Origin of the sequence: Luteolibacter sp. LG18 (assembly GCF_036322585.1) — a bacterium.
Lineage (GTDB): Bacteria > Verrucomicrobiota > Verrucomicrobiia > Verrucomicrobiales > Akkermansiaceae > Luteolibacter.
Map to the genome: position 1 here is coordinate 4,565,015 of NZ_AP024600.1, position 13,315 is coordinate 4,578,329.

At 59.7% G+C, this 13,315-nt stretch carries 16 protein-coding genes; 3 read left to right on the forward strand and 13 right to left on the reverse strand.

The window, feature by feature from the left end; genetic code table 11:
- The first annotated feature begins 904 nt into the window (after window positions 1-904).
- Entirely contained in the window at window positions 905-1,519 is a 615-nt protein-coding gene (locus llg_RS18020) for a hypothetical protein (protein ID WP_338286229.1), read from the forward strand.
- Window positions 1,520-2,055: 536 nt separating this feature from the next.
- Here the strand turns inward: llg_RS18020 and llg_RS18025 are convergent.
- The gene (locus llg_RS18025) at window positions 2,056-2,370 is read right to left on the reverse strand and encodes a hypothetical protein (RefSeq protein WP_338286230.1); all 315 of its coding nucleotides are present in this window, start codon (window positions 2,368-2,370) and stop codon (window positions 2,056-2,058) included.
- A 475-nt stretch (window positions 2,371-2,845) separates the two neighbouring features.
- On the opposite strand from llg_RS18025, the gene llg_RS18030 reads away from it, so the two are divergent.
- Entirely contained in the window at window positions 2,846-3,274 is a 429-nt protein-coding gene (locus tag llg_RS18030; protein ID WP_338286231.1) for a hypothetical protein, read from the forward strand.
- Between the two features lie 1,231 nt (window positions 3,275-4,505).
- Window positions 4,506-4,778 carry a hypothetical protein gene (locus llg_RS18035; RefSeq protein WP_338286232.1) on the forward strand — a complete coding sequence of 91 codons (273 nt, stop codon included), beginning with the start codon at window positions 4,506-4,508 and terminating at the stop codon, window positions 4,776-4,778.
- A gap of 158 nt (window positions 4,779-4,936) precedes the next feature.
- Here llg_RS18035 and llg_RS18040 read toward each other — a convergent pair whose 3' ends face one another.
- The 12 genes from llg_RS18040 to llg_RS18095 all read right to left on the reverse strand — a co-directional run bounded on the left by llg_RS18040 (window position 4,937) and on the right by llg_RS18095 (window position 12,780).
- Complete coding sequence (locus tag llg_RS18040) at window positions 4,937-5,242, reverse strand: hypothetical protein (protein WP_338286233.1); 306 nt, start codon at window positions 5,240-5,242, stop codon at window positions 4,937-4,939.
- A gap of 391 nt (window positions 5,243-5,633) precedes the next feature.
- A complete protein-coding gene (locus tag llg_RS18045) occupies window positions 5,634-6,878 on the reverse strand; it encodes a hypothetical protein (RefSeq protein ID WP_338286234.1) in 1,245 nt (414 codons plus the stop codon).
- On the reverse strand, window positions 6,875-7,588 hold the full coding sequence (locus tag llg_RS18050) for a zonular occludens toxin domain-containing protein (protein WP_338286235.1): 714 nt from the start codon (window positions 7,586-7,588) through the stop codon (window positions 6,875-6,877). Before llg_RS18050 ends, llg_RS18045 begins: the two co-directional genes overlap by 4 nt.
- The gene (locus llg_RS18055) at window positions 7,585-7,905 is read right to left on the reverse strand and encodes a hypothetical protein (protein ID WP_338286237.1); all 321 of its coding nucleotides are present in this window, start codon (window positions 7,903-7,905) and stop codon (window positions 7,585-7,587) included. The genes llg_RS18050 and llg_RS18055 overlap by 4 nt, the downstream gene beginning before the upstream one ends.
- 4 nt (window positions 7,906-7,909) lie before the next feature.
- A complete protein-coding gene (locus tag llg_RS18060; RefSeq protein ID WP_338286238.1) occupies window positions 7,910-9,439 on the reverse strand; it encodes a hypothetical protein in 1,530 nt (509 codons plus the stop codon).
- Window positions 9,440-9,592: 153 nt separating this feature from the next.
- Window positions 9,593-9,862: a hypothetical protein gene (locus llg_RS18065; RefSeq protein ID WP_338286239.1), complete on the reverse strand. Its 270-nt coding sequence runs from the start codon at window positions 9,860-9,862 to the stop codon at window positions 9,593-9,595.
- A 177-nt stretch (window positions 9,863-10,039) separates the two neighbouring features.
- Window positions 10,040-10,165, reverse strand: coding sequence for a hypothetical protein (locus llg_RS18070; RefSeq protein WP_338286240.1), 126 nt, complete (start codon window positions 10,163-10,165; stop codon window positions 10,040-10,042).
- A gap of 6 nt (window positions 10,166-10,171) precedes the next feature.
- Window positions 10,172-10,369 carry a hypothetical protein gene (locus tag llg_RS18075; RefSeq protein ID WP_338286241.1) on the reverse strand — a complete coding sequence of 66 codons (198 nt, stop codon included), beginning with the start codon at window positions 10,367-10,369 and terminating at the stop codon, window positions 10,172-10,174.
- Window positions 10,370-10,461: 92 nt separating this feature from the next.
- A complete protein-coding gene (locus llg_RS18080) occupies window positions 10,462-10,653 on the reverse strand; it encodes a hypothetical protein (RefSeq protein ID WP_338286242.1) in 192 nt (63 codons plus the stop codon).
- Between the two features lie 12 nt (window positions 10,654-10,665).
- Window positions 10,666-10,902 (reverse strand): hypothetical protein, encoded by a 237-nt coding sequence (locus llg_RS18085; RefSeq protein WP_338286243.1) that lies wholly within the window; start codon window positions 10,900-10,902, stop codon window positions 10,666-10,668.
- 32 nt (window positions 10,903-10,934) lie between these two features.
- The gene (locus llg_RS18090) at window positions 10,935-11,906 is read right to left on the reverse strand and encodes a hypothetical protein (protein ID WP_338286245.1); all 972 of its coding nucleotides are present in this window, start codon (window positions 11,904-11,906) and stop codon (window positions 10,935-10,937) included.
- Window positions 11,907-12,402: 496 nt separating this feature from the next.
- Entirely contained in the window at window positions 12,403-12,780 is a 378-nt protein-coding gene (locus tag llg_RS18095) for a hypothetical protein (RefSeq protein ID WP_338286247.1), read from the reverse strand.
- Window positions 12,781-13,315: the final 535 nt, after the last annotated feature.

The following is a 13,315-nucleotide window of genomic DNA, read 5'->3' on the forward strand; positions in this document are numbered from 1 at the left end:
GCAGGCCAATCGGGTGGAATTCGAGGCTAGCAGGACAGGGGAATCGCGTGGGTTGACAACGTGCAAACGGAAAAAGACCACTCATTTTTCCTCATAATTAGCTTACGGCCAGCATGATACAAATGCACCACCAACAAGAAAAGACCACTGAAAGACCACCCGGAGGTCCGGTTCGCGAATCAAGGGCCCAGCCTTCATCATCACAACCAACTAACCACCAATTCATTACAAATCACCTCACCATAAAAAGGGCCCAGCCGGGGCCCAGGGAGGGCCCACCCCTGGGTACGTACGAGCTGCACTCGTCCGAAGAGGAAGAAAGAAGGGAAGAAGAAGAGGGGCACCCTGTCGGCTTTGCCTCGATCGAGGGTAGGGGAATGAGGATTCCTGCGGAGGTGAATCCTCGGAACCGGAACACGGTTGTCCCGTCACAGGATCAACCGTGCCGATGAAAGGAGCTTCCCGCGTGTGGAGCCACCCCGTCACCCTCGCACCCCGCGTGAACGCGGCCTTGGAGCCTGGCCGGGGGACTTGTCTCGGTGTGGGTCCGGCTTGATCCAGCGGAAAGCGCCGGATCGCTCCAAGGGCTGCCCGGGCCACTCCGCCCGCGACTGATTACCCGCGCCTGGACAACAAGCGTGACGCGGAACCCTCATCCCTCTCCTCCGTTCGGTCGTGTGATCGAATCCATGGAAGGAGCGTTTGGCGGCTATGGATGCGGATCCCGCCCGATCACGGCATCCCGCGGGAAAGGGGAGATGCCGTCCTCGCGGAGGAGCGCTCCGGGAGACAGCGGAAGCATCGCCATGTCTCCATGCCACGCCTACGTTGGCGGATTGTGGATTCACGGTGATAAGCCGAAGGATCATCGACAGCGGCGACGCTTCGGTGCCATATTCCAAGCATGTGGATTCGCCTATGGCTGATGGCGGTGATGCTGATGATGGGGCTCGCGTCCGCAGAGGAAAGTCCGTCGTGGGCGGTGCGGGCGGCCGTCGACAAGCTGTTGTCTCCGCACGTGCTGATGCTGCCGGGTGGAGACTGGTTTGCCACCAGTGACGCCAGGAAGAGCACCGATCACTTCAGCCTGCCGAAGAAGCAGTTCTCGCGTGCCGGCGATGGCTGGCTCGTCGAGATCACCTCACCCTGCTTCCGCACGTTTGAAACCGGGCAGTGGGGGGAGTGGAAATCGCCTCCAAAGAGCGGTCAACAGGGCTGGCGGCTGGCCACCATCCGCGTGACGCAGCAAGCGGGTGGGGGAGTTGCCGCCGCATGGGTGAGCGGTGACCGGATCTTCGAGCCCCGTCGCGCGCCCTCCGTGATCGATGCCCGCCGCCTGCTGGCCTCCGGGGCCTACACCACTCCGCCGGAACCACCGGGTGCGGTGCCAGCCCCCAAAACCACGCCGCCATTGACCCCGGAGAAACCAAGCGCGGGACCCGCGCCCAGCGCCTTTCCCGCCGCGGACCGTGGCATCTTCAAGAAGGACAAGGACGGCAAACTGGTGAAGGTGCAGTGACGTGGTGGCTGTAGCTGCACTGGTGACAGTGCAGGCGGGGTGGATTCAGCCCTGATCTTTATACACATTTCGCGCTCGTCCGCGGAGTAGCGGAACTGGTGACAGTTCCGGCTGGGCAATCGGGCCATTGCCTTCCGACTTTGTCGCTATGTAGCATCCGGGGAGATTCTGGATCCCGAGGGGATCGCAGCATCAGTAGCCGGTGGTTGAGGAGCCTAGGCGACGACACCACCGGACAGCCCGGATCATGAGCTGCACCCCGAAGCGGGTGCCAGCCACGCGCCCCGGCTCCGCGGGTGGAATGAGAAATGGAACTCCGCAGGCCTTCGAACCCGGCTGCGATACCCTTCAGGATCGAATGATCTTTCCGCCTGAACCGGAGGTGTCGTCGCCAAGGCTCCTCAACCTCCGGCTACCGGGGCTGCCATCCCCTTCGGGGATACAGAGTTCACGATGTGTATAAAGATCAGGGCTTGCGCCACCGGCTAGGATACGTCGCCCTTCGGGCTCAGAAACATTGGTGACACCCCACCCGGTCACAGCGGACCGCGCAACCCCGTTGGATCGGGCTGATGCTCCGGCGCATTCTCCGGGCGCAGGGAGAGGCTGTCCGCCTCATCCAACTGGGGGGAGATCCGTTTGCGGGTCTCCGCATCCATGCGCGCGGCCTCACCCGGAAGCTCCTCTTCCACGGAGCGGGTGACCACCGGGCCGTCCACCGGCTCGGCGGCTTCCTGCGGCTGGCTCGCCTCCGCGAAATGGCGGCCGACGAAGAACAGGCAGCAGGTGGCGATGACCACCAGGCAAAGGGTGCTGATGATGGCCAGCGGCTTGTAAAATTGGTGGGACATGGGAAAGCGGGCAGGGGACATTCCGGAGCCTGAATGGCTGGAACGGGTCCATAACTAAAAGCGCGCGGCTACTTATCTCACCGCCACCGTGTGTCAAGCAATGTTCGATTCAAAACGATTCGGGCGAGGGATTGACCGCCAGGAAGCCCATCCGCCCAACGCCTTGAAAATCGGTGACATTCGCGACACTCAAGCTCCAGGCTGGAGCACCGGTCATGACAACTTCCAGCCTTCCGAATGGGTCTCGGAAAGATATAAACTCGACGCGCGGACCCGATTTTCGGCGAACGGCCGCCGGCGGCATGACGATGATTGAAGGAGACGACGGCTCGGGCACAGCGCAGCAGCCCGCGCGCCAACCCCGGGACCAAACGCGTGCCCCGGCCGGTCCGGATGCGGGAGTCCGCTCCTTTCAGACCTTGTGGGCCACTGCGTTTTCCGTAAACTAAGCCGGAATCACGCCGTTCCGCCCACGATGAAGCCACTGCTTTGCCTCTGCCTGCTTGTCGGTTCGCTGGCCGTGTGCCGCGGCGGGAATGCGGATCAAGGAGGCATCACCGGGGAGGTCAAGTTTCTCAAGAAGGTCAATGGCAGCTCTTGCTATGAGCTGATTGCCACCAACAAGGGTCCACAGCCCCTTCGGTTCTGCACGGCAACGGGGTTCTGGAGGATGAACGGAGCCATCGTGCTGCCTGTGGGACTCTATAAAACCCACCCGCCTTCGGATGAGGAGGTGCTGGCTTCCGTGAAAACCCTGAAGCCGGGGGAATCAGCATCGATTCCGTTCTCGTTCAGCTTAGGAGCGGAGAGGACCGTCTTCTATGGCATAAGTGAAGAAAACGCGAAGAAGCTCAACATCTGGGGTGGATCCTTAACCTGCCAATTGCCTCCAGCCACCGAGTAATCGAAGCTCTCCGAATCGGAACGATCCCAAGGAGTTGCCAGCGTGGACCATGGCGCTGGCACCAGTTGGGGCCGGGCGACGATTCGCCAGGTTCTATCGACATTCGACGGGATTTGCAGCGGAGCGGTGGAAAAGGAGCAGGAGGCCAGGGAAGAGGTGAATCTGGAACGAGGGAGCGGGTTGGCGAATGCAGGTATTGCCCCCGGCGATGCCTCGCCGCGCTCCAAATCAGAGGCATCCGGCCTCCTCTTTGAATGTCCAAATCGCGGAAACTAGGCTGCCCACCGAAAGCGGTGGCGATCGGGGGGGGCCACTCACTCACAAACCCCGCATTACATACAACGGCAAAAGACCCAACTAGTTAGGGACACACCTCCCCCCTCGATTTTATTTGTAATAGACGGGCGTATCGAGCCCCTGAGCGCGGGCCAAAGCGCGGCCTTTCGCGGAATCCGGGTCGAACTCATACCTCGCGTTGCCCGGCGGATGGGGAGGTCTTACCCTGGTATCGGCGAATTTACGACTACAATTCCACCGGTAGGCCACAAGGTCCTTCCGGGAATACAGCCGATTCCGACCGTGCTGGAAGTAGGCGAGCCAGCCGCGTTCCGCAGCTTGAAACACACCTTGAGGGGTCATGTCCAGATACTGCGCCGCGAGCCATGCCGGAACCGCGCCCCGATGCTCTTCCAAAAACCTCTCGTAGGCGGCCCACAACACGCATGCCTTCTGCCGCTCCGCTTGATTCGCTCTCACCCCACCTGTTGCCATTTCCCTAACTCCGCTTGATGTTCCGGAGGAGCGGGACTCTAGCAAGACCAAGGCTTTATGCAATTGGGAAAAATACCCCCGTGTTCGCGTAATGACTCTCGGGAGCATTTCGCGAGCCGTCAAGGGGATATGGTGAAGGGCTAAGGCCCGGTCGCTCCGCTCCACTGTGACGGCTCCGCCCCTTGACACTCCCCGGGAAGACCCACCGCCTCGACGTCCGGCCCTATGCCGTCAACGGTTGTCCTCCGCGCTCTTCCGGGAACGGCGCACTATGCCTAACTACGTAAGGCATAGTAGATGCGCCGTTGTCCTCATCGCTTGTGCGGGAACCGTTTCCCGCCTGCGGCGGTGACGGCGGTCCGTGACGCCTCGCGGGCTGACGCCCTTATGGAATTTGCGCGCCCCCACTTGGCCGCAAGCGGCCCAGCAGGGCCACCCAAATCCCATAGAGCACCTCAGTATGAAGACCGCATCGAGCCTGAAGAAAGAAGCCGCCAGCCGTGCGGCCGTCCTGGTATCGGAACGCTACGAAGCCACCACCGTCACCGAAGGCCTGCGCCGGGTGATCGTCGTGGGGGCCGAGCAGATCGGGGAGGGGGGGGAAGCCTTCGTCCGCTATGAGGTGCAGCTCCCGGGGTGGGCCGTCCCGCGGGTGGGCATGGTCCAGTTCCTCTGGAAGGGGGATGGGTCGGTTTCCTCGGCAATCTGGTGGACGCACGACAGCCAGCAGTGAAACGAAGAGGGGCCGGGGTTGTGAATAACCCCGGCCCCTTCAAAAATGCGCCGAACAAGCTCCGCGCCGCGCCACACCGGGCAAGCCGGTGCGGAAGTGTTTGGTGGCCATGAAACGCGCCCTCCGGGCCGCCGCGAAAGCCAAGCAGACGAAGGATACTAGGAAGGGGCATCCCAAGGCATCGGAATGCGAGAAGCAGGATTAGACACAGACTCTGGGACATTCTGAACTTCTCCGCCAAAACATCCGTTGATAGAAAACGCCAGTTTATAGGACTTAACACCGGCTTTCGTCATGGCCTCATTTACGTGCCGCTTCAACTCCTCGGCGCTCGAAACCGTGCCATCCCAAGTAGTGTTAGTAAGGCGAACTTCATACTTGGACAGAGAAAGCGCCTGATTGACAGCCGAGTATTGAGAGGGAGTTGCCTCTTCGATGTCGTAGGTAAAAAATACGTAAGTCATGGGCATTCAGGGGGTTGAGAATCATTCAGATTCAAATCCACCTTACCGGGAGCGGCCACCAACCTCAATTGATTTACTTCGAAAAACATGCTTTTTTAATCCCTTCACAACTATATGCAATTTAGTGAATTGTGTGGCAAATGTAGGGGGTGTGTAGGTGTTTTTGATAGAAATAGCCCAAAAGTGATGGCTCCATGTAGGTACTATTTCGAGCGTCGGCCGGGGTTATTCACAACCCCGGCTCCTTAAAAAATGCGCGGATCAAGCTCCGCACCACGCAGGACCGGGCAAGCCGGTCCTGATGGAGGTATTCATGCTGTTGATCTGGTTCTTAAGGAATTCCAGACCCTCAACGGCTAACAAGTTTTGTGGGATCATCATCTATTGGGGTTCACTTTGAACGGGGACCTTTGTCCATCGCAGGCAGGGGAAGGCCCTTCGGCTCAACCCCATCGGGGAATGCAGAACGCTTCCAGTCCTTGGGCGGAAGCAACGGGGAACCTTCGGTGGCGAGCGGATCGGGGCCGAAGGGTGCAAGATGTGTCAAAGCGTCTGGCGCAGCGTCAGATATCATGGCGCGAGGAACCGGAGCAAGCTGGAAGCGGGGCCGGGCAAAAACGAGGAGCAGTTCCTGCGTCTCTTTGTCGGTCTTGCCGAAAAACCCTTTCTCCTGCTCAACGCGCCACGACCGGACGCCACCAATGCAGGACCAACGGCCCGGCTCCAAGACAGCGGAGGTCTTGAGGACCTGTTCCCGGAGCTGTGGAGGGGTGCTAGCGTCCTTGGGCGCGAGATCGACGGTGCCGTTACGCTGCTCGATGTGAGCCCGGTATTTCCCGCCGGGGGCCTTATTGAGGGTGCCCGAAAGACCGAGGCCGACTTTCCGATATTCGAACGCGGTTGAAACGACACCCTCGGAACGCTGGAGGGTCGGAACCGGCACCTGGGTGTCGGCGGAGAACTCCCATTTTTCCCCGGTCACAGCACGCACCACGGGGGCGGAAACGACACGAACAGAACCGGTAGAGTCCTCAGCCGAGAAGGTAAGGGAAAACGCGTCATGAGAGAGTGTGAGGGACAATCCGCTAGGCTCCAGTTGGAAAGCGGAGAGGTAGCTGGCACCGTCCCTCATGAGCACAGAAAGGCCCCAAGAACGCACGTAGTCCTCTGAAAGGGCGATCAGGAGGAAATCTACGTCAAGCTGATCCTGCACGATATCCAGCCCCTTGGCGATCGACATGACCTGCTCAACGTAGATGACCGGACCGCGGATCAACCAACTGTTGGAGCCATGGTCAACCGAGATTTCCACGCCGCGGTCATCGGGCCTAGCACCAATGGTATTGGCGCGGTCGAAAGGTGCCGGCGGAACGTCTCGGTTCTGAAACACGTAAAGCCGGTGGCAACCGTTCTCGACGGATGATGGAGGAGGGGTTCCAAAGATGCTCAGTGGAGGGGCAGCAGGGCGCAGCAACGGGGGAACCTCGGCTGCAGGAGGTGCAGGCAGGGTCGGGAGCTTGGGAAGCTGCTCTTGCTGAACAGGAGCAGGGGCCTTTGGGTGAAGAACCTTGTCGAAGGAACGGAGTCCGAAAAACAGGGCAGCGGCAAGGCCGCCGATGATGAGGATGAGTCTCATTGTTCGATGATTGCGGGCTTGCGGAACATGCGTTCGAGAAATCCGACCTTGGAAAAAACCGGCTCGTACTGAGGCATGCGCTCAAGAAGGGCTTTCATCATCGGGTCGTAGACCTGCGATGTTGAATAACAGTCGGTAACATAACGGGTTATCGGGGTTTTCCCGGTGGACATCACCATATCGGTCGCGGCATCGCACCGGGCCCAATTGAGCGCGAAACCGGCCCACGCGGGGAGGGTGCCGAAAATACCGAACGAGACGTTGCGGTAGTCGCGGCACTTGTAAACGAACTCGGCGTGCCGACGCATCTGGCCCCAGAGGTTTTCCCATGCCTGGGTGATGAGGTAGAGATCCACATGGACCTTGCGGGACTGAGAGACGAACGCTTTGACGTCGTTGAACTCCTTATCCATGTTCTTGAAGTCCTCTGCCGAGTAGAACAGGTGCGCTTCGTCGATGTAGACGCTGAAAACGTGGCCCTTGCAACCGCGCTTGATCTGGTCATGGAAACGCCGGTTTTCCATGTCGAGGAGCGAAAATTGCGATGGGCAAAAGCGGTGACCCTTCCGCCAGCAGTATCGAGCAACGGCGTTAAGATCTAACTCCAGATTGGAGGCGCAACCACGGCCCGCGCAGAAATGGTCAAGCATCTGCGTAAGGGCCATGAGGCTCTTGCCGCCCCCAACCTTCCCGGTGATTCCTTGGATCATATCGAGGCGATGAGAGATTTCTTGACCCAGCGGAAAAGCATCATGCCCGCCCACACCAAGCCGTATTTTGCCGCGTATTGAAGCCCTTCCGAGGCTGGTACCCACTGGTTGATGCGAGACCAGTCCAGACCGACCGAGGCGAAATCAATCGTCTCGTGTCCCACCATCCCTTGCAGCCATTGCATGGCCTGCTCACCACGGGCAGGGGCCCATTCCTGAATGAGCCACTTGAAAAACATCATAATCCCGGCGACCGGGACAAACATCCACGCGGTCTTAACCGTGGAAAACGCAATACTCTTGAGCCATTCCCACATATTACTATCCGTTTAGTAGAAGTTTCGCGACACCATAAGCCCAACAGGCTTTGACCAGAAGAAGGAGAATCGCCCGAATGAACGGCGCGTGTTCCGTGGGGATGCGCATCGGAAAAGTTCCAACTGGAGTCGGAAAATTAACGACCCACTCACTAGAGACACCGGCGTTCAGGGGCGAGATGGACAGCATCCCCGAAAAGCCTTGCGCGCTGGACTGGAGCTTGTTGACGCTGGACGAAAACCCACGCGCCATGTCATCGGCGTATTTGGTGGCATCGCCATCCCCGGGCTGATTGAGGAACTCCCCCTTGGGGTTGGTGTCGCCCTCGGGAGGTTTGGGACCGGGAGCGCCGGGGCCGGGTGGGGTGGGGGTAACCTGACCGGGGGACTTCACCTTGGGAGGGGGCATGGTGGAGCCGGAGCCTCCACCGTTATTTCCCCAGCCTCCACCGGGAAACCCATTGTTGGGGGGACCGGGAAGCTCGGGAGGAGTCATATCCGGACGGGTGCCCGGAGGATCCACGACAAGAGGAGGCTGGTTCGGATCGGTGGGCCCGGGAGTGGGAGGGGTGTAACCCTGATCGGTCGCGCCAGTGGCAAAGCAAGGATCGACGTTTTCCGGTGCCGTGGGGTTCTTCGGCATGCCATTGACCTTGTTCGAAGTCGAAGCGTCGAAGGATACATTGTTGCCCCACTCGGGCTTGCCCGGGGGGTAGATGAACGCGCGTCCGTAGCCGCTGCCGGGGTTGACGGAAACAGAACCACCACCAATCCCGCCGGAGTAACCGGGCGAGCCGGAGTGGATATACCAGGTATTGCCATCCTGATCTTGAATCGAGCCGGTGCCGGGGGGCATCCACGGCGGAATACCCGGGACATCGGGAGCGTGAACCGTGTTGTTCTTGGTGCCCGGGGGCCACTGGCCCGAATTGCCGTTGATGTTGTAAGACGGCGGGGGCTGATCGATGACGCGCCCCTGATCGTCAATTTTGTATCCCGGCTCGTCCGTGATCAGCTTGTAATCCTTCTCGCCGGGCTTGGGTGGAAGGGCGCCCGGGGGCAAACGTCCCTTTCCCTGAGCAGGTCCACCGGGCTTGAGAGAGATAACCAGCGGGCAATCCCGCGTGAACTGAATAGGCGCACTCGCCTTGTAGGTGACGACCGCCTTGACACGGATGATGATCGTTTGCGTATCTACGATGTTCACCGTAGATGGGTAGCCGCGGAAAAGGGCGAAAGTAAGAGAGTGGTCAATCTGAACCTGCTTGGGCGTGGAAGAAAAAGGACCCGTGGAATACTTGGCGAAAGAGCCGGAGCTTCCTGCGGCCTCCCCCCGAAAGCTCTTCTGTCGCGGGTCGGTTCCAGCACTGGGAACCGCGGTGACGTAATCAGGATTGGTGCCCCAATAGTAGTATTGGCCGGGATCGGTGCAGCCCGCGTAGCAGGTTTTTTGGGGGTAGATATTGAACTGAGCGGAGCCGGTGCTACCGCAGTCGATTTGGCCGAAATCAACCTCAACGACATCCTGAGCCATCAAGGCCGCATAGCAACCCAGAGCAAGCCAACAACAGGCAAGGCGAGCAAGACACCATTGAGGAAGGAAACGCATCGCAGGATCTCCGTTAGAAGTTGAATGTCGGTCATGGCCGGAGAAGGGGAGGGAGCCGAAGCCCCCTCCCCGTGGGGTTCAGGCACCCATGAGGCGCTTGCCGATGCGGACGGCGATCACGGCACCGATGGCGATCAACGCCACCGTGATCGCGGAGGTCACGATGCCACCCAGCGGGGTGGAAAGACCGTCGATGGCGGTCTTGACGTTGCTGATGCCTTCATTGTCCGCACGGGCGGCACCCGGAGCGAACGCAACGGCGGTGGCGACACCCGCGAGGGCGGCGACCTGAGCCTTGCGGCCGAAGTTGCGGACGGAACTGACGACACGGAGGTACGTGGTTTTCATGTGTTTCTTTGTGTGTTGTTGGTTGATCCGGTCTAACAGATGCCCACGGCACGACCGGGTAAGCCGTGGGAAATTTTTCAACCGCGAGCCAGACGAACGGCCCAACGGAAAACGACGACCACAACCAGAACCCCGGACCAAAGGCCGAGGGCAGCAGTGAAGCCAGCAAGCATGTATTCAACGTCCATCCAGCGTGGTCTTTCGATCGACAAACTTTCGGACCAGACGGACGGCGATCACCACCAGGACCAGCCACCAGTTCTCAAGGGCAACGATCTTAAATGCGTTCCAGAGCGGTTCCATGGCAGGTCAAAGAGGCGGTTGGGACTTGGCACCTCTGATGGCCAGCCAATGGCTGGCAGCCCAAGAAACGAGAAGGGCAACGAGGAACCCGGCGAAGAACCCGAAAATCAAACCTCCGGTCATACCGCAGGTGTAGTAGCTGGTTCCAACGTCGAGGCAGACGGACAAAGCCTGCTCACTGGTGATTGCTTCGGCTCCAACCATGGGAAAAGGACAGTTATGTTTTTATTAAACAAGGAAAGGAAAGGGGGCTTGCCGTGCTCGCTCCGCTCGCATCGGCAATGCCCCCTTCGGCTTCACCCCAATGAAAAAGCACTCCCGTTCACCCACGGAATTTCCTCGCACACGAACCCGCTGCGGCCCTGTGGCTCGCCGTCGGGATACTTCTCCACGAAACCCTCGATGGCTTCGCGGCGGTCATCGGCAAGGACTACGACACGCCCCGTAGGACGGCCGGAGATCCGGAGTTCAAACAGAAATGCTTTCATGGGAGAGAGGTGTTAACTTTCGATGTCGAACGAGACTTGCCCGTCGTTGATGCGGGCATTGACGACCTTGAAGGTCACTTTCGCGGCGATCGGGACCGGACCGAAGTCGGCCACCTTGTCCTTGCGTTCAGCGCACTGGACGGCCTTGTTGCCGGTCCAAAGCTGGATGCGACGTTGGGCGAACGAGTAGTCCTTGCCCTTGGCCGACTTACCCGAGAACTCCCGGGGCTCGTCGGCGGACAGGATCACGCCGCAGATGCGGACGCCAAGGTCAGCGCCGGTCAGCAGGTCCGCAGCGTCTCCCCGGCCCGCTGCAATATCGCGGCTCGAACGAGTGTCAGACGGTTTTGGTTGAGCAGGTGTTGCAGTTTCCATGTGTCAGTAGTGGTGTGTCGTTGGATCGTGTAGGCCGGGGCTACATAGGAATTCACCCCGAGCCCGACCGCCCCGGAGTGCAAAGCATCGAAACAAACGCGGTCGAAGAACTGACCGCTGATGCAGGAAAGGAGGATCACCGCCGAAGCGACGTAACGGCCCGTCTTCTTGCGTGCTACTACCTGCACAGTAGAAGCGATGCGTTCGGCCACCTTGCGGGCCGGACGGGGAAGGATGCAGGACGACGGATTGCCAGAAGCGGGAGAGGGGGCAGGTTGGGCCTTGGTGTAGAAGCCCGAGGACGTTTGCCAGAACCGAGCCCGCGAAAAGGATTGCGGCTTTTCAGCCGGGGAATCCGCGGCCTTGAAGTAGTCGAGGAACCACGCCGGAGCGGCCCACGACATCGAGTCCTCAAAAAGGTCCTGCTCGCCATCATCGCCCGAACGCACCGGCTTGAAGGCATACTTGAACGAGTAAAGGAAATCGTCCCCCCGGACCCGCTCGACATTGGCGCGGCCCAATTGCCAGAGGACGCCAACGGCTTTCATCTCGTCCTCTCTCATCTTGGTCTTGCGCTCGACCAACAGATGCCAGTGCGGCCAGCCGTTTTTCTGGAACTCCAGTTTCCAACACCAGCGGGCCGAATCGGACCACAAACCGGCATCCCGGCAGGCGGCGAGGAACTTCCGCATGCGCTTGCGGGCGACGATATACGCCGAGCACGGATCGTCCTGGAAGAGATCGGGATTCACCGTGAGCGTGATGAAGCGCCAGTTGGTGAAATCCGGCAGGCCCTTCGCCTCGATCATCCGGCGTTTGCGGAGAACGCCCCCGGTGGTGAACCAGTTGGGAGCGGAGTAGGCGCGAACGTGGATCACGTCAGAGGGACGCGGCGACGATGCTTCCTTACCTGTCCCACTTGCGCTTTCAGCACGTCGCCGCGCCGTGGGGGAAATCTTCAGTTCATACTGAATCGGGCCAGCCGGACGGTCGCCGGTTTCGGCAGGGAGATTCGACGGATTAGGGGCGTATTCCACTTGGTGCTTCGGATCTGCACATCGCCAATGCGACCGCAGACCGGACCAAGGGGCACGCCCCTCCTGTCATGGAATCAGGTTCAATCACCATCCCCTTGATCCGGTTGCGGCCCGGGCAGGGAAGTGTAGCCACGGAGGTACAGTCCTCCGCCCAAGTTGCCGATGTTATGTTTCATTCGTTGTGATTGCGCTCTTACACGCACCGGCCTCTTACCTCCGGATCACCACCACAAGGCAGCGATGAACGACCAAAACCACAACTCACCGGAAAAGGTCAAACCTTTTTTCGGATTTCTTTACCTAACACCCGCTGGCCCTACGGGCACAAAATCGGACATCAGATATCGAGGTCATCCCAGCCCTCGATTTCCACCGAATCGCGGTCGGCGGACGAGGTCATTTTGAAGACTGCAATAGGCGGAACTCCCGCAATTTCTGGATACATGCTTTGAAACTCGCAAACGTAATAGCGCTCCGAGGACAGCAGGTATTCGGCCCGGGGCAGGACGGAGGCAAGCCACTGGTATTCGGCGGAGTCCGTGACGGGCGGAAATACTACGGTTCCAGTAGAACTAAAAAAACCACAGTCGAGGGACAGGCGACCCTTGGCGAGAGCCTCGCGCTTTCCGGATCGGCCACAGCAAACCACCACATCGGCTGATTCTGGTTGCGACATTCTCTCTGTAATCGAGCTGAAATCTGGAAGTCCGCTCATGGTTCAAAAAAGAACGCCCCGGGGAGGTAGTAGGCTCCCCGGGGCAAATTTTTGCCGGGGAGGTAAGAGGCTCCGTCGGCTCGAATGAAACACAACAAGCACCGGATCAGGGTGGCTTGAAGCTGACGGGAGAATGCCAGATCCTTCGGTTTGGTCAACAAGAAGAATCTTGTCAATTAAAACCCCGCATTACATACATTGTAACAAGTTGTTTCTTGCCCCCGGATCGGCTGATTCCGGGGCTTGGATGGGCGGAGGCGGCTTCCGTGGGGTGCTGGAAGTGGCTGGGAATCAATGTTACCTGGATGGCTCGGCTCGGGGTTTCGGCTTCCGTGTCACTCGCTCCGGTGGCGCTGGGAACTGACCAATTGTAGCTGCTGCGGTGCGTTTTCACAGCGGCGCCGGATGCGTGGTTTGGATGACAAGGCTGGCTCTCCGAGGAGCGCAATCAGGAGCGAGGAGCGGCGGCGCGGGCTCCGCGTGCGAGTTGGGTCGCGGCAGTTGGGAGTTTGGCGATCACCGACGAGGCGCGCGG